This is a genomic window from Pseudomonas sp. L5B5 (genome assembly GCF_020520285.1).
In the GTDB taxonomy this organism is placed as follows: Bacteria; Pseudomonadota; Gammaproteobacteria; order Pseudomonadales; family Pseudomonadaceae; genus Aquipseudomonas.
Window position 1 is genome coordinate 3,328,109 of sequence record NZ_CP084742.1, and the last position, 19,637, is coordinate 3,347,745.

Genomic DNA, 19,637 nt, shown 5'->3' on the forward strand with positions numbered 1-19,637 from the left:
TCAGTCTCCCAGGGGCAGGCTGTCGGCGCCGCCACGGTAATGGTCCAGGGCCAGCTTGATCCTGCGCAGGCGTTCCTGGTTGTCGTCGGGCATCGCCAGGGCCAGCTCCGTGGCCAGGACGTCGATGGCCAGCAGCATGCCGTAGCGGGCAGCGGTGGGCTTGTAGATGAACGGGGTCTCGGCGCTGTGCAGCGGCAGCAGCACGTCCGCCAACCCGGCCAGGGGCGAGTCGGGCAAGGTGATGGCGAGCACGCCGGCGCCGTAGCTGCGGGCCAGGGTCACCGCGTCCAGCAACTCCGGGGTGAGGCCGCTGAGGGAGCAGGCAATCACTGCGTGCTGCGGCCCCAGGGAGGCGGCGGTCACCCGCATCATCACCGGGTCATGGCAGGCGGCGATGCAGTAGCCCAGGCGTACCAGGCGCACCTGCAACTCGGCGCTGCACAGGGTCGAGCAACCACCGGTGCCGAAGGCATGGATCATCCGCGCGCGGCCCAGCAGGCGCACTGCATCGGCGAACTGCGCTTCCTCGAAACCCGCCAGGTGCCGGTGCAGCGTCGATTCGATATCGCCGACGATCTGGCGGTAGAAACCGGACGCCTCGGTGCTCGCGCCCGGGTCCAGGAAGCGGCTGCCCACCCCGCTGGCCTGCGCCAGTTGCAGGCGCAACTGGCGCAAATCCCGGCAACCGACGCTGCGGGCGAAACGCGACAGGGTCGCGGCACTGACCTCGGCGCGCCGGGCCAGCTCCTCGAGGCTGGCCGAGGCGGCGAACCCCACGTCGTCGAGCATCAGCCGGGCGATCCGCGCCTCCCCGGCGCTGAGATCGTCCAGGCGCGAGCGGATCTGATAAAGGATGTCCATCTAGAGAAACTCCGCGAGTACCAGGGTCAAGCCGAAGGCGATCAGCGAGATCAGGGTCTCCAGCACGGTCCAGGTCTTGAAGGTCTGGATGACGGTCATATTGAAGTATTCCTTGACCAGCCAGAAGCCGCCGTCGTTGACATGGGACAGGATCACCGAGCCCGCCCCGGTGGCGATCACCAGCAACTCGGGATGGGGATAGCCCAAGCCCAATGCCACCGGCGCCACCACGCCGGAGGCCGTGGTCAGGGCCACGGTGGCCGAACCGGTGGCGACCCGCATCAGTACCGCGAACAGCCAGCCCATCCATAACGGCGACAGCTGGAACTGATGGGCCAGGCCGATGATCTGCTCGGTCACCCCGGAATCGATCAGGATGCGGTTCAGGCCGCCACCGGCCCCCACCAGCAGGGTGATGCTGGCGGTGGGGGCCAGGCACTCGTTGGTGAACTTGAGGATCGACTCGCGGTTCATGCCCTGGGCCAGGCCCAGGGTCCAGAAGCTCACCAGGGTCGCGACCAGCAGGGCAATCACCGAGTTGCCGATGAACAGCAGGAACTGGTTCAGGCCGGTGCCCGGCGCGGCGATCAGGTTGGCCCAGCCGCCCAGCAGCATCAGTACCACCGGCAACAGGATGGTGCCCAGGGTCAGGCGAAAGCTCGGCAGGCGTGCACGCGGCTCGCGGTTGATGAACTGCTGCTCCAGCGGGTTGTGCGCCGGTAGCTGGATACGCGGCACGATCAATCGCGCATACACCGGGCCGGCGACGATCGCCGTAGGCACGCCAATCAGGATCGCGTACAGCAGGGTCTGGCCCACCGGCGCCTGGTAGGCCTGTACCGCCAGCATCGCCCCCGGGTGCGGCGGCACCAGGGCATGCACCACCGACAGCCCGGCCACCATCGGCAAGCCGACCATCAGCAGCGACACCCCGACCTGGCGCGCCACGGTGAACGCAATGGGCACCAGCAGCACGAAACCCACCTCGAAGAACAGCGGCAGGCCCACCAGGAAGGCGATGCAGACCATGGCCCAGTGGGCATTGCGCTGGCCGAAGCGGGCGACCAGGGTCCGGGCCACTTGCTCGGCCCCGCCAGACTCGGCCATCAGCTTGCCAAGCATGGTGCCCAGGGCCACCACCAGGGCGATATGCCCCAGGGTCTTGCCGACCCCGGCCTCGTAGGCCGCCACGACCCCGGAGGCCGGCATGCCGCTCACCAGGGCCAGGCCCACCGATACCAGGGTGATGACGATGAAGGGATTGAGCCGGTAGCGGGCGATCAGGACGATCAACGCGATGATGGCGACTGCGGCATAACCCAGCAGTCCGTAAGCCAATGCAGGAGCCACGGATACCTCCTTGAGAACAGCGTCGTTTCGAATGGTTATGAAAGTTTTTAATCACTTTAGGCGGTAACTTTCAAATCAAATGAAACTGATTTTCGCAAAGAGGCAGGTGTTGTCGTGCATGGCTATGCCAAGGCCCAGGCGATGAAAATCGCCACTGGGTATTTTCATGCACCTGGCAGGCGGAACAGGCGAGCGCGATGGCCCGCCCGCGAAGCGTCAGTCGTGTTGCACCCGGGCGCGCTTGAGCAGCTTCTTGCAGCGCTCGGACAGGTGCAGCACCCGCAGCTGCTTGCCGGCCTTGGCATAGCGCTCGCGCAGGGTCATGAGCGCGGCGATGGCCGAGTAGTCGACGAAGTTCAGGTGCCGGCAGTCGATGGTCACCTGCTGCGGGTCGCTGGCCGGGTCGAACTGGTTGAGGAACGGCGTGGTGGAAGCGAAGAACAAGGTTCCGTGCAGGTGGTACAACTTGCTGCCGTCGGCTTCCAGGTGGCTGTCGGCATACAGCTCGCGGGCCTGCTGCCAGGCGAAGTTGAGAGCGGCGATGACGATGCCGCAGAACACCGCCATGGCAAGGTCGGTGAACACGGTGATCACGGTCACCGCGAGGATCACCAGCACGTCGTTGAACGGCACCTTGTTGATCACCCGCAAGGAGGCCCAGGCGAAGGTCTGCTGCGATACCACGAACATCACCCCCACCAGCGCCGCCAGGGGAATGCGCTCGATCAGCGGCGAGAGGAACAGCACGAACAGCAGGATCAGCCCCCCGGCCACCACCCCGGACACCCGTCCACGCCCACCGGAACTCAGGTTGATCACGGTCTGGCCGATCATCGCGCAGCCCCCCATGCCGCCGAAGGCGCCGGAGACCATGTTCGCCGCGCCCAGGGCCACGCATTCGCGGTTGGTGTAGCCACGGGTCTCGGTGATTTCGTCGGTGAGGTTCAGGGTCAGCAGGGTTTCCAGCAGGCCGACCATGGCCATCAGGAACGCATAGGGCGCAATGATGCCCAGGGTCTCCAGGGTCCAGGGCACGTCCGGCAGCGCCAGCACCGGCAGGCCACCGGCAATGTGGGCCATGTCCCCGAGAGTGCGGGTCGGCAGCCCCAGCAGGTACACCAGCAGGCCGACACCGAGGATCGCCACCAGGGCCGGCGGCACCGCCCGGGTCAGGCGTGGCAGCAGATAGACGATGGCCATCGTCAGCGCCACCAGCCCGGCCATCAGGTACAGCGGCTGGCCGCTGAGCCAGTGTTCGCCGCTTTTGAAATGCTCCAGCTGGGCCAGGGCGATGACGATCGCCAGGCCGTTGACGAAACCCAGCATCACCGGGTGCGGCACCATGCGCACCAGCTTGCCCAGGCGCAACAGGCCAAAGGCGACCATCACCAGCCCGCCCAGCAGCACCGTGGCCAGCAGGTACTGCACGCCGTGCTGCACGACGAGCGCGACGATCACCACCGCCATGGAACCGGCAGCACCGGAGACCATGCCCGGCCGGCCGCCGAACAGCGCGGTCAGGGTGCAGATGAAAAAGGCGCCATACAGGCCCATCAGCGGGTTGAGGTGAGCCACCAGGGCGAAGGCGATGCATTCGGGCAGCAGGGCGAACGAGGTGGTGAGTCCGGCCAGGACATCGGCACGCAGACGTTTTGCTTTCATGATTGACCTACGACGCGGACCGACAGGAGCGGCCCTTGGGGGATGGCGGGAAACAGGCGGGGAATGGTACGGAATCGAGACGCCGCCGACCAGCCGGCCGTCGGCGCGCAGAGATGCGTTTGCCGGAACCGGCGTACCGGCTCCGACAAGGCGCAGCGGTTACTTGACGACCTTGCCCACACCACGCCCGCGTGGGTCGGAGGCGGTTTCAAGCTGGGTGCCGTTGACCCGGATGGCCTGGATATCGCCCATCTCCCAACCCTGGTCTTCCAGGGTGTAGCCCATGGCCTTGAGCTCATCGGCCACCTTGCCGGTGAGCGGTGCATAGGCGTCGTAGTAGATCGTGTCCTTGGGCAGCAGCTGGTGGTGCACGCGCTGCGCGGCCACGGCCTTTTCCAGCGGCAGGTGGTAGTCGTAGAGGTTGTTCAGCACCTGGAAGATCGAGGTGAAGATCCGCGACCCGCCAGGAGTGCCCAACACCAGGGTGACCTTGCCGTCACGAGTCACCAGGCTCGGGCTCATGGACGACAGCATGCGCTTGCCCGGGGCGATGGCGTTCGCATCGCCGCCCACTACGCCAAAGGCATTGGCCACGCCGGGCTTGGCACTGAAGTCGTCCATCTCGTCGTTGAGCAGGAACCCCGCGCCCTTGACCACCACGCCGCTGCCGTAGTCCCAGTTCAGGGTGTAGGTGTTGCTCACCGCATTGCCCTGGGCATCGACGATGGAGAAGTGGGTGGTCTGGTGCGGTTCAAGCCCGGGGCGCACCTTCTCGGTAGCCGAGATGGCGTCGGGGTTGACCTCGGCGGCGCGTTTTTTCAGGTAGGCCGGATCGGTCAGCTGCTTGACCGGAACCTCGGAAAACCCCGGGTCACCGAGGTAGTCGGCGCGGTCGGCGAATACCCGCTTCTCGATTTCAGCCAGCAGGTGGATGTACTTGGCCGAGTTCAGCTCGACCCCCTTGAAGTCTGCCGCGCGGGCTTCCTTGATGCTGATCAGCTGCGCCAGGGCGACCCCGCCGGAGCTGGGCGGCGGCGCGGTGTACAGCGTGTTGCCACGGAAGCTCACCTGCAGCGGCTGGCGCCACTGGACCTTGTAGTCCTGCAGGTCCTGCTTGGTGATCAGGCCCTTGTCGGCCTGCATCTGCGCCACCAGCAAGTCGGCGGTCTTGCCGCTGTAGAACTCCTTGGCGCCCTGGTCGGCGATGCGCTCCAGGGTCGCGGCCAGTTCCGGCTGGCGGAAGGTCTCGCCGGGTTTCATGCTGCCGAAGTAGTCGGCGAAGTTGGTGCTGCCGTTGAACAGCTTCAAGGCATCCTCGCGGTACTGGTACTGCTTGTCGGCCACCTTGAAACCGTTCCTGGCATAGCCCACGGCCGGGGTGATCAGTTCGCTCCAGGGCAGCTTGCCGAACTTCTGGTGCGCCTCCCACAGGCCCATCACGGTGCCCGGCACCCCGGCGGCGCGTGCGCCCACCAGGCTCAGGTTCTCGATCACCTCGCCCTTGTCATCCAGGTACATGTCGCGGGTCGCGGCGCTGGGCGCGGTTTCCCGGTAGTCGAGGAAATACGGCTTGCCGTCGATGTACATCGTCATGAACCCGCCGCCGCCGATATTGCCGGCCTCGGGGTACGTCACGGCCAGGGTGAAGGCAGTGGCCACCGCGGCGTCCACCGCGTTGCCGCCCTTCTTGAGGATCTGCGCCGCGACTTCGGCGCCGTACGAGTTGGGTGCAGCCACGGCGCCCCCTTCCAGCAACGCGGCGAAGGCGGGTGAGCCGGCGGCGAGTGCGACGCCCAGGGCCAGGGTCTTGCACAGCAAGATACGCATGGAGTCCGTCCTTTATCGTTGTTTTCAGACCAGACGAACCTTAGGCGTTTTGTTGCGTAGTGAGCAAACGCCCACGGCAAAACGGCCGCCCGCAGGCAGCCGTTTGTCGCAGATGGATCAGTGGGCCAGTCTCAGACCATCTCGTGCTCGATCCACTCCAGCACCGAGGCCCGCCGTGGTGCCCAACCCAGCCGTTCGCGAGCCTTCTTGCCACGTACGCGGCTGTTGGAACCCAGGCCGTAGTTGGCCATCTCGTAGCCCCACTCGGCTTCGGCGGCGGCCAGCGGCCAGTCCTCGGGCTCGCCCAGGTGCAGGGCATGGGCCATGGCGCGGGTCATGTCGATGAAGGACGCCTCGCCGCTCTCGACGAAGTAGAAGCTGCCCGGGGTGTTGCCGGCCAGGGCCAGGATGTAGAGCGCCACCACGTCCTCGATATGCACGTTGGACCAGATGTTCTGCCCTGGCCCGACATGGCGCACCACACCGCTGTTGCGCGCTTGCTTGAGCAGGCGCGGCAGCTGCACGCTGTCACGCTTGACGCCCAGGCTGTGACCGTAGATCAGGGTGTTGCACAGCACCGCCGAGTTCACCCCGTCCTTGGCCGCCGCCAGGATCAGGTTGTCGATGGCCACTCGGGCCGCCTTGTCCACGGTGGGCTCCGGCAACTGGTCTTCGTAGTAGACGACATCGCTGCCCAGGCCGCCGGAAGCGTCGCCGACAATGCTCGAACCGCTGGTGTGCAAGAACGGCTTGTTCGAGCCCTTGAGCGCGGCCAGCAGCACTTCCACCGCTGCGCGATGGTCACTGCTGGCCGCGTTGATCACCGCATCGGCGACCTGGGCCTGCTCGGTCAGCAGGGCGCTGTCGTCCAGGCTGCCCACTACGGGCGTGATGCCCAGGGCCGTCAGTTCGGCGGCTTGCTCGGCGCTGCGCACCAGGCCGGTGACCTGATGCCCGGCCTTGGCCAGGCCGGTGGCGATGGAGCCGCCAATGAAACCCGCGGCACCGGTAACGAATACATTCATGGACAGACTCCCAGGTGGATAAGTGATGGCGTCAGTATCGACGTGCCCCTGGCGGCGAAACAGCCGGGCTGGCCCAAATCACTCTTGCCCGGGAATCACGAATCCCTGCCGGCCCGTTGCCGGGGAGCGGCCGTCAGCCCTCGAACAGCGGGTCGGCGTAGTCGGCCAGCTTGCCCTGGATGAAGTCCAGGAAGCACTGGATGCGCAAGGCCAGTTGCGAGTTGCGGTAGTACACGGCGTTGATCGGCTGGCGGTAGCCGCTGTTGAACTCGCCGAGGATCGGCGTCAGGCGTGCGGCGCGGATGTCGTCGATGGTCATGAAGTGCGACAGGCAGGCGATGCCCTGCCCCTCCAGCGCAAGGTGGCGCAGGGTCTCGCCGCTGGAGGCGCTGATGCCCGGCCGGATCTGCCAGCGATCGCCATGGGCATGGCGCAACGGCCAGTGGTTGAGGCTTTCGGTCTGGGTGAAGCCCAGGAGCGTGTGCTCGTCGAGTTCGGCCACACTGCGCGGGATGCCGTAGCGCTCCAGGTAGGCCGGGCTGGCCAGGATGTGCAGCGGGCTGCAACCCAGGGAGCGGGCATGCAGGGTCGAGTCGGCCAGGATGCCGATGCGGATCGCAACATCGGTGCTCTGTTCCAGCAGGTCGATGATCAGGTCGTTGCTGTTGAGCTCCAGCTGGATGTGCGGGTACAGGCTTCGGAACTCGGCGACATAGGGCACGATGGCGTGCAGCATGAACGGCGAGGCGGCGTTGATCCGCAGGCGCCCCGAAGGGGTCTGCTGGCGCGAAGACAGCCGCTCTTCGAGTTCGTCCATCTGATCGAGGATCGACTTGGCCTGCTCGAAGAAATACTTGCCCTCTTCGGTCAGGTCCATGCGCCGGGTCGTGCGGTTGATCAGCGTGGTATCGAGCTTGGCCTCCAGGCGCGACAGGGTGCGGCTGACTGCCGAGGGCGTCTGCCCGACCTGCTCGGCGGCGGCGGAGATGGAACCGCACTCGATGACGCAGACGAAAATCTGCAGTTCGTCGGATCTGGCTTTCACAGGGAATCCTCTATCGATGAGCCGCCGTGGCCGCGGCCCTCAAGGACTTCGCGGACCGGTCGCCGCCTGCGGCAGCGGCTACGGCAGCGTACCGATAGTAACGGTTCTAGGCCTTGAGGCCGAACACCGTCCGCAGGTGCTCCTCGTAGCGGCGCACATCGGCCTCGATGTTCGGGCGTTTCATCACATCGACGCAGAGGAAGGTGGGCAGGCCGCTCATGCCCAGGAACTGGTTGGCCTTGTGGAAGGGGAAGTACACCGCATCCACGCCCTTGCCTTCGAAGAAATCGCTCGGATCGTCGAAGGCCTGCTGCGGCGCGTTCCAGGTCAGCGAAAGCATGTACTGCTTGCCCTGGACCAGGCCACCACTGCCGTACTTCTGCGACGCGTCGGAACGGGTCCGGCCATCGCTGGCGTACAGGCTGCCATGACCCTGGGTGAAGACTTCGTCGATGTACTGCTTGACGATCCACGGCGCGCCCATCCACCAGCCGGGCATCTGGTAGACGATCACGTCGGCCCAGAGATACTTCGCCACTTCTTCCTGGATGTCGTAGCCCTGGTCGATATGGGTGACCTTGACGTCCAGGCCGCCCCGATCCAGCACCGCCAGCGCAGCCTCGTGCAGGGTGTCGTTGTAGCGGCCATCGGAGTGGGCGAATTGCTTGGCGCCATTGAGCAGCAGTACTTTTTTCATGATCGGGCCTATCGCGGGGACAGCCCGTTGCAACGCTGTGCCGGGCCGTGGAGTGGAAACGAGGCCGGCAGGTTAGTGAAGGACAGGCACCGGAATAAGCCCCGGGCACACAAAATATATTTGCCTAAAAAGCACGAATCGGCAGCAGATTGTTGTCTTAGAATCCTGGCACCTTCCTTTGCCACCCGAGTAACGCCATGTCCCGCCAGGCCTTCATCCTTCACGCCAAGACCCGTCCCGAACGCTGCGCCGAATTCGAGGCGCTGTTCCTGGGGCATGTCGCCGCCAGCCGTGGCGAACCCGGCTGCATCGAATACCACATGCTGCGCGACCAGCAGGACCCGAACCTGTTCATCTTCTTTGAAGTCTGGGAGTCCCGGGAGGCGCTGGACGTGCACTCCAACCTGCCGCACATGAAGCAATTCCACGAGGCGCGCATGGAGTACCTGGAACGCGATTTCGAGATCCGCGCCATCGACATGCTCAGCCCCACCTCGGCTAGCCGCTGATCAGCAAGTGGGCCCCCAGCAGGCCCAGGCCGATGAAGAACACCCGCTTGAACAACGCCGCGCTGATGCGCTGGCGCAACCATTGCCCCAGCCACATGCCCAGCAGCGCCGGGGCCAGGGCCAGCAGCGAGGCCCCCAACTCGGCGCCGCCCAGGACGCCACGCCAGGCCAGGCCGACAGCCAGGGCCAGGGTCGAGACGGTGAACGACAGGCCCAGGGCCTGAACCAGCGCATCTCGCCCCAGGCCCAGCGCCTGCAAGTAAGGCACCGCGGGAATCACGAATACCCCGGTGACCGCAGTGACGATGCCGGTGAGCAGCCCGCACAACGGGGCCAGCCAGCGCTCGCGGGCCGGTGCGATCCGCAGTTGCGGCAGGCACAGGCCGCCCAGGGCATACAGCAGCAGGGCCGCCCCCAGGCCACGCACCACCCAGGGCCCGCCATCGATGCCCAGCCACAGGGAGCCACCCAGCGTGCCGGCGCAGATCGCCAGCAACATCGGCCACAGGCGCCTCAGCAAGGCAGGCAGGTGCCCACCAAAAGCCAACTGCCAGAGATTGGTCAGGGTCGCCGGTATGACCAGCAAGGCGGCAGCCTGCACCGGTCCCATAGCCAGGCCCAGGAGCCCCATGGCGACGGTGGGCAACCCGAGGCCGATCACGCCCTTGACCATGCCGGCCATCACGAAGATGCCCAGCACCAGCAAAGACAGGGAGAATCCGAGGTGCTGGTAAAACCCGAGAACAGTATTCATGGGCCTATCCTGCACCCGCCGGGCGTTGTGGAAAATCTACCATATACTGATCCAGCCTCTTGTTCGGCAAGAGGCTGATCCTGACTGGCTTGGCTGCGGAGGCCCTGCATGCACTTCGACCTGGTGGACCTGCGCCTGTACCTGAACGTCCTGGAGGCCGGCAACATCACTGCCGGCGCCGCCCACAGCCACCTGTCCCTGGCGGCCGGCAGTGCCCGCATTCGCGCCATGGAGGCCTCGCTGGGCATCGAGCTGCTGGAGCGCGGCCGACGCGGCATCAGCCCGACCCCGGCCGGCAAGGCCCTGGCCCGGCACGCACGAACCCTGCTGCTGTATGCCGAGCACCTGCGCCAGGAGCTGGCCGAGTACGCCCTGGGGGTCAGGGGCCAGGTCCGCCTGCTGTGCAATACCACCGCCTTGAGCGAATACCTGCCGGAATTGCTGGCCGATTTCCTGCGGGACCAGCCCCATGTGGACATCGACCTGCAGGAGCTGCCCAGCCAGCGCATCACCCATGCCCTGCGCCAGGGCGCGGCGGACCTGGGCATCGTCTCCGACGCGGTGGATACCCGGGGCCTTGAAACCCGGCCGTTTCGCGACGATCCACTGATCCTGGCGATGCCCGAAGACCATCCCCTGTGCCTGCAGCCAGCGCCCAGCTTCGCTGACACCCTGGCCTACGACTACGTCGGCCTGGCCAGCCACAGTGCCCTGGCGGTGTACCTGGAGGAACAGGCCCTGCACCTGGGCCTGCGCATGCAGTTGCGGGTCCGCGCCGAGGGTTTCGACGCGGTGCTGCGCATGGTCGCCCGGGGGGCCGGGCTAGCGCTGGTGCCCCTGGCGGCCCTGGAGCGCAACCGGTCGCTGGCCTTGTGTACCCGGCCGCTCGGCGAGCCCTGGGCCCGCCGCCGCCTGTTGCTATGCGCCCGCGGCTTCGACGCCCTGCCGCACTATGCCCAGGGCCTGTACCAGGCGTTGCGCGAGTCTTGACTCTGCCCCTAGGGGCAGACCTTAGCCTGGGGGTCCATTCCTTCAAGGACCACGACCATGGGCAAACGCATCCTGGTGATTCTCGGCCACGCCTCCCGCTCCAGCCTGTGTGCGGCACTGAGCGAACGCTACATCCACGCGGCACAACAGGCCGGACATGAAGTGCGCAGCCTGTACCTGGGCGACCTGCGCTTCGACCCGGTGCTGCACGAGGGGTATCGGCGGATCCAGCCGCTGGAGGACGACTTGCAGCAAGCCCAGGCCGACATCCTCTGGGCCGAGCACCTGACCTGGGTCTTCCCGATCTGGTGGGGCGGGATCCCGGCGCTGCTCAAGGGGTTTCTCGATCGGGTGCTGCTGCCCGGCTTCGCCTTCAAGTACCGCCCCGGCAAGGCCTTTCCCGAGCAGTTGCTCAAGGGCCGCACTGCCGACCTGGTGGTGACCATGGACACCCCGCCCTGGTACTACCGCTGGTTCTACCGCATGCCGGGGCTGCACCAGATGCGCCGCACCACCCTGGCCTTCTGCGGCATTCGCACGCTGCGCACCCTGACCTTCGGCCCGGTGTTGGACGCCAGCGACCTCAGCCGGGCCAACTGGCTGCAGCAGGCCGAGCAGCTTGCCAGGCGCTGAAACTGCCCGATAATGCGCGGCATCCGGCCACCCTGCCCGGTACAGCACAAGGAAGCCGCCATGTACATCGGCCAAGCCGCGCGATTGTCCGGAACCACCATCAAGAGCATTCGCCACTACGAAGCCATCGGCCTGTTGCCCGAAGCGCCACGCCAAGGCCGCTATCGACTCTACGACGCGCAGAGCGTCGAGCAACTGATGTTCATCAAGTGCGCCCAGCAGCTGGGGTTCAAGCTCAGGGAACTGCAGCAGGTATTCGCCACCCACCAGGGCCAGGCGTTCCCCTGGGACCAGGCCCAGGCGGCCCTGGCGCAGAAGAAGCGTGAACTGCAATGCCAGATCGATGAACTGCAACAGTTGCACGCCCGGCTCGACGCCTTCGAGATCAGCCTGCACCAGGCTCGTGAGGAGTGCCCCCTGGGCCTCTAGCAGGCCGTTGAAAAACTAGCTGCGCTGCCATCGCTTACGTTTTCAACGGTCTGCCTGGGCTGCCCGGGAGGCGTCGCCTCAGACTTGCGACAACGCGGCCGTGCTCCTGGGTCGGCGGAAGAACACCCAGTAGACCAGGCTCAGCAACAGCAGGAACGGCACGCCGAACACCAGGGTCATCTTGAACGCGTCGGTGAAGAAGGTAGTGATCATCACCGCCCCCATCAGGAACAACCCCAGCAGGGTGCTGTAGGGGAACAGGCGCATGCGGAACGACAGCTGCTGCTCGCCATGGCGCTGGTGGTAGCGCCGGAAGCAGTAGTGGGTGAGGAAGATCATGAACCAGGTGAAGATCGCGCCGAACATCGAGATCGCCATCATCAGGGCGAATGAGCTTTCCGGGTAGAACACGTTGATCAGGGTCGCCAGGGCAATGCCGGAGCTGGACAGCAGCAGGGCATTGAGCGGGATCCCGGTCTTGCTCAAGGCGCCCATGGACTTGGGCGCATAACCGGCGCGGGACAGGCTGAACATCATCCGCGTGGTGATGTACAGCTGGCTGTTCATGGCCGACAGCGCGGCGATCAGGATCACGAAGTTCATCACCCCAGTGGCCCCGGGAATGCCGATGGTCTGCATCACCGTGACGAACGGACTCTGGGATTTGCCCGCCTGGACCCAGGGCACGATGGCCAGCATCAGTGCCAGGGTCAGCAGGTAGAACACCACCAGGCGCACGATGGTGGCGCGAAACGCCTGCTTCACCGCGCGCTGCGGGTCCTTGGCCTCCCCGGCCGCCACCGCGATCATCTCCACGCTCAGGTAGCTGAAGATCGACACGATCACCGCGATCCACATGCCCTGAAAACCATTGGGAAAGAAGCCGCCGTGAGCGCTGTAGTTATGCACTCCGTAATCGGGGTTGCCGGAGCCGAACACCACGTACACCGCCAAGATGATGAAGCCGACGATGGCGGCGATCTTGATGGTGGAGAACCAGTATTCGAAGTTGCCGAAGGTCTTCACGCTGATGGCGTTGAGCAGGATCAGCACGCTGGAGAAGGAGATGATCCACACCCACTCCGGAACGTTGGCGAACCAGTACTTCATGTACATGGCGATGGCCGTGACCTCGGCCCCCACCGCAAGGACGATGGCCGCCCAGTAGGCGTAGCGCACCAGGAAACCGGCCAGGGGTCCGATGTAGAACTCGGCATAGGCACCGAAGGAGCCGGAGGTTGAATGGGCCACCGTCATTTCCGCCAGGCAACCCATCAGCAGCAGGGTGATCAGGGCGCCGATGGCATAGCTGAGCAGCACGCTGGGCCCGGCATAACCGATGGCATAGGCGCTGCCCATGAACAGCCCGGTACCTATGGCTCCACCGATGGCGATCATGCTCATCTGGCCGGCGGTCAGCTGCCGCCTCAGGCCGTGCTCGCGATTGGAAATCGCTTCGAAACCCTTGTTGGTGGTGGTCACGTTCAGTGCCTCTTTATTGTTGTGTGCACGTGTTGATCTATTTGGCGGCGCGTCCTTGTGCCACTCAGTGTCGTTATGCGGCGCAGGCCGTGAGCGAGCCAGGCCCGGTCGCGGCCTGCGCCAGCGGCTTCAGGTCACGCTATGGCGCACCTGGAATTGCGGTTGGGCCCAGGTCCTGGCATCGAGGATCTCGCCGAGGATCTGCACCGCATCCCAGACTTCGCTGAAGGTGGTGTACAGCGGGGTGAAACCGAAACGCATGATCCGCGGCTCGCGATAGTCGCCGATCACGCCCCGGGCGATCAGGGCCTGGATCACCGCATAACCCTCGGGATGCTCGAAGCTCACGTGGCTGCCGCGCTTGGCGTGGTCACGCGGGGTCACCAGCTTGAGGTCATGGCCGGCGCAGCGCTGCTCCACCAGTTCGATGAACAGGTCGGTCAGGGCCAGGGACTTGCGGCGCAGGCTCTGCATGTCGGTCTGCTCGAAGATTTCCAGGCCGCACTCGACCATCGCCAGGGAGGTGATCGGCTGGGTACCGCACAGGTAGCGGGCGATGCCGCTGCTGGGCTCGTAGGCGGTGGCCATGTCGAATTGCCTGGCGTGGCCAAACCAGCCTGACAGCGGCTGGGTCACCAGGTCGCAGAGTGTCGGGGCGACCCAGGCGAAGGCCTGGGAACCGGGCCCGCCATTGAGGTACTTGTAGGTGCAGCCGATGGCGTAGTCGGCGCCACAACGCTTGAGCTCCACCGGCACCGCGCCGGCCGAGTGGGCCAGGTCCCAGATGCTCAGGGCGCCAGCCTCATGGATCAGCCCGGTGAGTTGCTGCATGTCGTGCATGTGCCCGGTCTTGTAGTTGACGTGGGTGAGCATCACCACTGCGGTGTCCTGGTCGATGGCTGCCGGCACCTGCTCCGGGCTGTCCACCAGGCGCAGCGAATAACCCTGCTGGAGCAGTTGGGTCAGGCCCTCGGCGATATACAGGTCGGTGGGGAAGTTGCTGCTCTCGGAGACGATCACTCGACGCTGGGGCGCGCGCTCGGCTTGGACCCGCAAGGCCGCGCTGAGGACCTTGAACAGGTTGATCGACGTGGTATCGGTGATCACCACCTCACCGGCGTCGGCACCGATCAGCGGTGCCAGGCGATCGCCCAGGCGCTGGGACAGGTCGCGCCAGCCGGCGCTGTTCCAGCTGCGGATCAGGCCCTCGCCCCACTCCTGTTCGATGACCTGCCTGGCCCGCTCCGGGGCCGCCACCGGACGGGCGCCCAGGGAGTTGCCATCGAGGTAGATCACCCCTTCGGGCAGGGCGAAGCGTTGGCGCAGCGGCGCCAGCGAGTCGTGTTCATCGAGACGCAGGCAGTGGTTTTTATCGATCATTGGAGGTCCTGTCTTGGTCAGTGCCCTGCCTGTCCGGAGGCGGAACGCAGGGTGTCGGCAATGAATAAACTCGAAAAATAATGAACGAAGCAGCGGAGAATTTTCGTGCAAAGTGCAGCGCGATCCCGTACTAATCTCGAATAAAATTCTAAAATCCCAATAACAAACGAGGATTTATGCCATCCATGACTCTCGACGCCACCGACTTGCGCATCCTGCATTACCTGCAACAGGACGGGCGCATCAGCAACCAGGAACTGGCCGAGAAAGTCGCCCTGTCGCCCTCGGCATGCCTGCGCCGGCTGCGCATGCTCGAAGGTGACGGAATCATCAGCGGCTACCGTGCCCAGCTCAACGCCGAACGCCTGGGGATCGAGCTGGAAGCCATCGTTCATGTGTCCCTGCGCCAGGACGTGGAAGGCTGGCACGAGACCTTCATCGCCAAGGTCCAGCAATGGCCGGAAGTGATGACGGCCTACGTGATCACCGGGGCCAGCAACTACGTGCTGCGCATCCAGGCGCGCAACCTCAAGCATTTCTCGGATTTCATCGTCAACCACCTGAACCGCGCCAGCGGGGTCACCGACATCCGTTCGGAAATCGTCCTGCAGAAGATCAAGGAGCAGAACAGCCTGCTGGACCTGGTACCGCGCAAGTAACCGCCGCGTCGCCGCTCAGCCGCGGGCGGGGCGGCGCTGGAGCGTGGCGCTGGGGGCTTCGTCGAACACCTTGCGATATTCGGCGGCAAACCGCCCCAAATGGGTGAAGCCCCAGCCCAGGGCAATCTCGGAGATATTGCGCGCTGCGCCATACTCGAGGATTTCCTGACGTACGCCGTTGAGCCGATGGCGCTTGAGATAGGCCATCGGCGACAGCGCGAAGTACTTGCCAAAGGCTTCGAACAGCTTGAAGCGCGAGACCCCGGCAGCGGCTTCCAGGTCCTCCAGGCGCACCGCCTCGCGGGCATGCTCCTGCAGGTACTGGCGGGCCCGCACCAGGTAGTGCGGCAGCTTGACCCCAAGCATCTCCCGCAACTCGCTGGAGTAATTGTTGGGCTGGGCCAGGATCAGGCCCTTGATCAGCGAGTTCTCGATTTCCCGGGTGAAGGCCAGTTGCTCGTAAAGTTCGTTGCCCTGGGCCAGTTCGCCGATGAAGTGCCGGGCCATGCGCCACCAGGAAGCCGTCGCCCCCTGCAGCGCGTCCATGCCCGGCTCGAAGCGCAGCGGCTCCTGCACAGGACGTTGCAGCAGGGCCTCCAGGGCCTCGGCCATGGCCGGGCGGGAGATCACCACCTGAAGCTTGCGACAGTCGCCGGAGATGGCCAGCACCTGGCTCTCGTTGGGGGCGATGATCACCCCATGGGCGCTGTCCGAACGCAGCAGCCGGCCGTCCTTGCTCAGTTCCTGCTGGCCACACAGCGGCAGGCTCAGGCTGTAGCTGCTGAAGCGTTCGATGTCCTCGATGTCCACCACCACGTCGGTGCCGTACTCGATGATGCCCAGGGTCGTGGCCCGCGACCTGAGCACATGGGCGCTGTGGTGAAAGCGAATCCGCCCCGGGGTCGCGGTCTCCAGGCGGTGCGGGCCGCATATGCCCGACATCCAGCTCCTGGCGCCCTCGAGGTCGTAGTGGTCGACACGAATATCGCGCAACTGTCCATCAGCCTTGCTGTTCATCACGGCACCCACGGCAATATTTTTAAGCGCGCTCTGGCGGCGCGTCTTGTATGGCAGGGCAAGTTTTGCGCCAGCCGGCGATGCTGCCAACCCAGTGGATAGCAATCGCCGATTAAACGGATAAACCTGCCCGGCCCCCTCATCGATTACGCCCACAGTACCTGATCGGTATCCCTCGCCGCTGCCGGCAGTCGGGTAGAAAGTCCCCACTCCCCACCCTGGCCAGGCTGCGCATGAGCGCGCAGCGGCCCCGAGAGCAGATGGCGGCGACCGGGACACGGGGCCTGGCAAATTTGTGGATGCGCTTGGTCGACTAAGCGGATAGCCACTGCCCTGCCGTCCTCTCTCTAATGACCGCACCGATTGGCCTGAATAAAAAAGGTACCGACCATGAATGGTGCAAGAAACGTCGAGCAATGGCAGGAGTTCATCCACGGCTGCCTGGATTTTCGTCCTGCGGACGGGGTGTTCCGCATTGCCCGGGACATGTTCACCGAGCCCGAGCTGTTCGACCTGGAAATGGAGCTGATCTTCGAGAAGAACTGGATCTACGCCTGCCACGAGAGCGAACTGCCCAACAACCATGACTTCGTCACGATGCGCGCCGGGCGCCAGCCGATGATCATCACCCGCGACGGCGAGGGCCGGCTCAATGCGCTGATCAATGCCTGCCAGCATCGCGGCACGACCCTGACCCGGGTCGGCAAGGGCAACCAGTCCACCTTCACTTGTCCGTTCCACGCCTGGTGCTACAAGAGCGATGGACGCCTGGTGAAGGTCAAGGCCCCCGGGGAATACGCCGAAGGCTTCGACAAGGCCACCCGTGGCCTGAAGAAAGCGCGCATCGAAAGCTACAAGGGATTTGTCTTCATCAGCCTGGACGTGAGCGCCGAAGACTCCCTCGAGGACTTCCTGGGCGATGCCAGGATCTTCTTCGACATGATGGTCGCCCAGTCGCCCACCGGTGAGCTGGAAGTACTGCCGGGCAAGTCCGCCTACACCTACGACGGCAACTGGAAGCTGCAGAACGAGAACGGCCTGGACGGTTATCACGTCAGTACCGTGCACTACAACTACGTGGCCACGGTGCAGCACCGCCAGCAGGTCAACCTCGACAACGGCGCCGGCAGCAGCGCCACCCTGGACTACAGCAAGCTCGGCGCCGGCGATGCCGAAACCGACGATGGCTGGTTCGCCTTCGCCAACGGTCACAGTGTGCTGTTCAGCGAAATGCCCAACCCGGCGGTGCGCTCCGGTTATGCCCGCATCATGCCGCGCCTGGTGGAAGAGTACGGCCAGGCCAGGGCCGAGTGGATGATGCACCGCCTGCGTAACCTGAACATCTACCCCAGCCTGTTCTTCCTCGACCAGATCAGCTCGCAGCTGCGGATCATTCGCCCCATTGCCTGGAACAAGACGGAGATCGTCAGCCAGTGCATCGGGGTCAAGGGCGAGAGCGACGCCGACCGGGAAAACCGCATCCGCCAGTTCGAGGACTTCTTCAACGTCTCGGGCATGGGCACGCCGGACGACCTGGTGGAGTTTCGCGAGGCCCAGCGCGGCTTCCAGGGGCGCCTGGAGCGCTGGAGCGATGTCTCGCGCGGCCATCACCGCTGGGCCACCGGCCCCACCGCCAACAGCGAGAACCTGGGCATCCAGCCGGCCATGACCGGCACCGAGATCACCCACGAAGGGCTGTACGTCAACCAGCACCAGAACTGGCAGAAATTCCTCCTCGATGGCCTGCAGCGCCAGCCCTTGAAACTGCGTGAGGTATGAACATGAATGCGCAATTGCAGTACCGGATCGAACAATTCTTCTACCGCAAGTCCGAGCTGTGCGATGCCCAGGACTGGGACGCCTACCTGCAGCTGTTTGCCGTGGACAGTGAATTCCACCTGCCGCAATGGGATTCGGAACATGTCTACACCCAGGACCCGAAACGCGAGATGTCGCTGATCTACTACGCCAACCGTTCGGGGCTGGAGGACCGGGTGTTCCGCCTGCGCACCGGCAAGGCGGCCTCCACCATCCCGATGCCGCGCACCCTGCACCTGGTCAGCAACCTGCGGATCGCCGAGGGCGAGCACGGCCACCTGCAGGTGCGCCTGAACTGGCACACGCTGTTCTATCGCCTGGCCACCTCCGAGGACTTCTACGGCCACGCCACCTACGACCTCAAGCCCCATGGCGACAGCTGGCTGATCCAGCGCAAGCATGTGCTGCTGCTCAACGACCGGATCAACTCGGTGCTCGATTTCTACCACCTCTGACCCACGGAAGTTCTCCCATGACGCACAAGGTCGCGTTCAGCTTTGCCGACGGCAAGACCCTGTTCTTCCCGGTGCAAGCCAATGAAATACTGCTCGACGCCGCCCTGCGCAACGGCATCAAGATCCCCCTGGACTGCCGCGAAGGCGTCTGCGGCACGTGCCAGGGTCGCTGCGAGTCGGGCCAGTACAGCCAGGACTACGTGGACGACGAAGCCCTGTCGGCGCAGGACCTGGCACAACGCAAGATGCTCAGTTGCCAGACCCGGGTGCAGTCCGATGCGGCGTTCTACTTCGACTTCGATTCCAGCCTTTGCCACAGCGCCGAACCGGTACGCTACCGGGCCTCGGTGCAGGAGGTCCGCCAGGTCTCGGACAGCACGGCGATCCTGCGCCTGGCGCTGGACGACAACCCGGCTGCGCTGGACTTCCTGCCCGGGCAGTACGCCCGCCTGAGCATTCCCGGCACCAGCAGCAGCCGCGCCTACTCGTTCGCCAACCGGCCGGCAGCAGACCATCAGCTGCAGTTCCTGATCCGCCTGTTGCCCGACGGCACCATGAGCAACTACATCCGCGAGCGCTGCCAGGTGGGCGATACCCTGGAGCTGGAAGCACCGCTGGGGGCGTTCTACCTGCGCCAGATCAGCCGTCCACTGGTGCTGGTTGCCGGCGGCACCGGATTGTCGGCCTTGCTGGCGATGCTCGAACAGGTCGCCGAGCAAGGCTGCCAGCACCCGGTGCACTTGTATTACGGCGTCCGCCAGAGCGCCGACCTGTGCGAGCTGGAACGCATCCACGCCTACGGCGAGCGTCTGCCGGGGTTTCGCTTCACGCCGGTGATCAGCGACGTCGATCCGGCCTGGACCGGCAAGCGCGGTTACATCACCGAGCACTTCGACACCGAGGCACTGCGTGCCGACGACGCCGACATGTATGTCTGCGGGCCACCTCCCATGGTCGATTCGATCCGAACTTGGCAGCAAGAACAGGGACTTGGGCGCGTTCAGCTTTACTATGAGAGGTTCACGCAGAGTAATATCTGATCCC

General features: G+C 65.0%; 19 protein-coding genes. 8 read left to right on the forward strand and 11 right to left on the reverse strand.

All coding sequences use genetic code 11. The annotated features are described in order from the left end of the window. The 7 genes from LGQ10_RS15280 to LGQ10_RS15310 form a co-directional block, all read right to left on the reverse strand. Positions 1 to 861 (reverse strand): MurR/RpiR family transcriptional regulator, encoded by an 861-nt coding sequence (locus tag LGQ10_RS15280; protein ID WP_226526031.1) that lies wholly within the window; start codon positions 859 to 861, stop codon positions 1 to 3. After that, positions 862 to 2,211 (reverse strand): gluconate:H+ symporter, encoded by a 1,350-nt coding sequence (locus LGQ10_RS15285; RefSeq protein ID WP_226526032.1) that lies wholly within the window; start codon positions 2,209 to 2,211, stop codon positions 862 to 864. 216 nt (positions 2,212 to 2,427) lie between these two features. Next, positions 2,428 to 3,873, reverse strand: coding sequence for a SulP family inorganic anion transporter (locus LGQ10_RS15290; protein WP_058436546.1), 1,446 nt, complete (start codon positions 3,871 to 3,873; stop codon positions 2,428 to 2,430). 159 nt (positions 3,874 to 4,032) lie between these two features. Further along, entirely contained in the window at positions 4,033 to 5,700 is a 1,668-nt protein-coding gene (ggt, locus tag LGQ10_RS15295; RefSeq protein ID WP_058436547.1) for a gamma-glutamyltransferase, read from the reverse strand. A gap of 131 nt (positions 5,701 to 5,831) precedes the next feature. Beyond that, positions 5,832 to 6,725 (reverse strand): NAD-dependent epimerase/dehydratase family protein, encoded by an 894-nt coding sequence (locus LGQ10_RS15300; RefSeq protein WP_226526033.1) that lies wholly within the window; start codon positions 6,723 to 6,725, stop codon positions 5,832 to 5,834. Positions 6,726 to 6,858: 133 nt separating this feature from the next. Further along, positions 6,859 to 7,770 (reverse strand): LysR family transcriptional regulator, encoded by a 912-nt coding sequence (locus LGQ10_RS15305; protein WP_058436891.1) that lies wholly within the window; start codon positions 7,768 to 7,770, stop codon positions 6,859 to 6,861. 106 nt (positions 7,771 to 7,876) lie between these two features. Beyond that, a complete protein-coding gene (locus LGQ10_RS15310; RefSeq protein ID WP_058436890.1) occupies positions 7,877 to 8,467 on the reverse strand; it encodes an NAD(P)H-dependent oxidoreductase in 591 nt (196 codons plus the stop codon). A gap of 197 nt (positions 8,468 to 8,664) precedes the next feature. On the opposite strand from LGQ10_RS15310, the gene LGQ10_RS15315 reads away from it, so the two are divergent. Continuing rightward, on the forward strand, positions 8,665 to 8,976 hold the full coding sequence (locus LGQ10_RS15315) for a putative quinol monooxygenase (RefSeq protein ID WP_058436889.1): 312 nt from the start codon (positions 8,665 to 8,667) through the stop codon (positions 8,974 to 8,976). Here LGQ10_RS15315 and LGQ10_RS15320 read toward each other — a convergent pair. Beyond that, positions 8,966 to 9,730 (reverse strand): sulfite exporter TauE/SafE family protein, encoded by a 765-nt coding sequence (locus LGQ10_RS15320; RefSeq protein WP_058436888.1) that lies wholly within the window; start codon positions 9,728 to 9,730, stop codon positions 8,966 to 8,968. The genes LGQ10_RS15315 and LGQ10_RS15320 overlap by 11 nt on opposite strands. Positions 9,731 to 9,838: 108 nt before the next feature. Here LGQ10_RS15320 and LGQ10_RS15325 point away from each other — a divergent pair, with 108 nt between their 5' ends. The 3 genes from LGQ10_RS15325 to LGQ10_RS15335 are packed head-to-tail and all read left to right on the forward strand — an operon-like array spanning position 9,839 to position 11,782. Next, positions 9,839 to 10,720: a LysR substrate-binding domain-containing protein gene (locus LGQ10_RS15325; RefSeq protein WP_226526034.1), complete on the forward strand. Its 882-nt coding sequence runs from the start codon at positions 9,839 to 9,841 to the stop codon at positions 10,718 to 10,720. A gap of 57 nt (positions 10,721 to 10,777) precedes the next feature. Next, a complete protein-coding gene (locus LGQ10_RS15330) occupies positions 10,778 to 11,353 on the forward strand; it encodes an NAD(P)H-dependent oxidoreductase (protein ID WP_058438736.1) in 576 nt (191 codons plus the stop codon). A 60-nt stretch (positions 11,354 to 11,413) separates the two neighbouring features. Next, positions 11,414 to 11,782 (forward strand): MerR family transcriptional regulator, encoded by a 369-nt coding sequence (locus LGQ10_RS15335; RefSeq protein ID WP_058438738.1) that lies wholly within the window; start codon positions 11,414 to 11,416, stop codon positions 11,780 to 11,782. 78 nt (positions 11,783 to 11,860) lie between these two features. Here the strand turns inward: LGQ10_RS15335 and LGQ10_RS15340 are convergent, their stop codons facing one another. Together LGQ10_RS15340 and kynU are read right to left on the reverse strand one after the other, a co-directional pair. Further along, on the reverse strand, positions 11,861 to 13,264 hold the full coding sequence (locus LGQ10_RS15340) for an amino acid permease (protein ID WP_226526035.1): 1,404 nt from the start codon (positions 13,262 to 13,264) through the stop codon (positions 11,861 to 11,863). Positions 13,265 to 13,393: 129 nt separating this feature from the next. Then, the gene (gene kynU / locus LGQ10_RS15345) at positions 13,394 to 14,644 is read right to left on the reverse strand and encodes a kynureninase (protein WP_058439024.1); all 1,251 of its coding nucleotides are present in this window, start codon (positions 14,642 to 14,644) and stop codon (positions 13,394 to 13,396) included. Positions 14,645 to 14,829: 185 nt separating this feature from the next. Here kynU and LGQ10_RS15350 point away from each other — a divergent pair, with 185 nt between their 5' ends. Then, positions 14,830 to 15,303: an Lrp/AsnC family transcriptional regulator gene (locus tag LGQ10_RS15350; protein ID WP_058439036.1), complete on the forward strand. Its 474-nt coding sequence runs from the start codon at positions 14,830 to 14,832 to the stop codon at positions 15,301 to 15,303. Positions 15,304 to 15,318: 15 nt separating this feature from the next. Here LGQ10_RS15350 and LGQ10_RS15355 read toward each other — a convergent pair whose 3' ends face one another. Continuing rightward, on the reverse strand, positions 15,319 to 16,320 hold the full coding sequence (locus LGQ10_RS15355) for an AraC family transcriptional regulator (protein WP_226526036.1): 1,002 nt from the start codon (positions 16,318 to 16,320) through the stop codon (positions 15,319 to 15,321). 390 nt (positions 16,321 to 16,710) lie between these two features. On the opposite strand from LGQ10_RS15355, the gene antA reads away from it, so the two are divergent. The 3 genes from antA to antC are packed head-to-tail and all read left to right on the forward strand — an operon-like array spanning position 16,711 to position 19,633. Next, positions 16,711 to 18,099 carry an anthranilate 1,2-dioxygenase large subunit gene (gene antA / locus LGQ10_RS15360; RefSeq protein WP_226526037.1) on the forward strand — a complete coding sequence of 463 codons (1,389 nt, stop codon included), beginning with the start codon at positions 16,711 to 16,713 and terminating at the stop codon, positions 18,097 to 18,099. 2 nt (positions 18,100 to 18,101) lie between these two features. Further along, the gene (antB, locus tag LGQ10_RS15365; protein ID WP_058439030.1) at positions 18,102 to 18,593 is read left to right on the forward strand and encodes an anthranilate 1,2-dioxygenase small subunit; all 492 of its coding nucleotides are present in this window, start codon (positions 18,102 to 18,104) and stop codon (positions 18,591 to 18,593) included. A 17-nt stretch (positions 18,594 to 18,610) separates the two neighbouring features. Beyond that, the gene (antC, locus tag LGQ10_RS15370; protein WP_058439015.1) at positions 18,611 to 19,633 is read left to right on the forward strand and encodes an anthranilate 1,2-dioxygenase electron transfer component AntC; all 1,023 of its coding nucleotides are present in this window, start codon (positions 18,611 to 18,613) and stop codon (positions 19,631 to 19,633) included. Positions 19,634 to 19,637 lie beyond the last annotated feature (4 nt).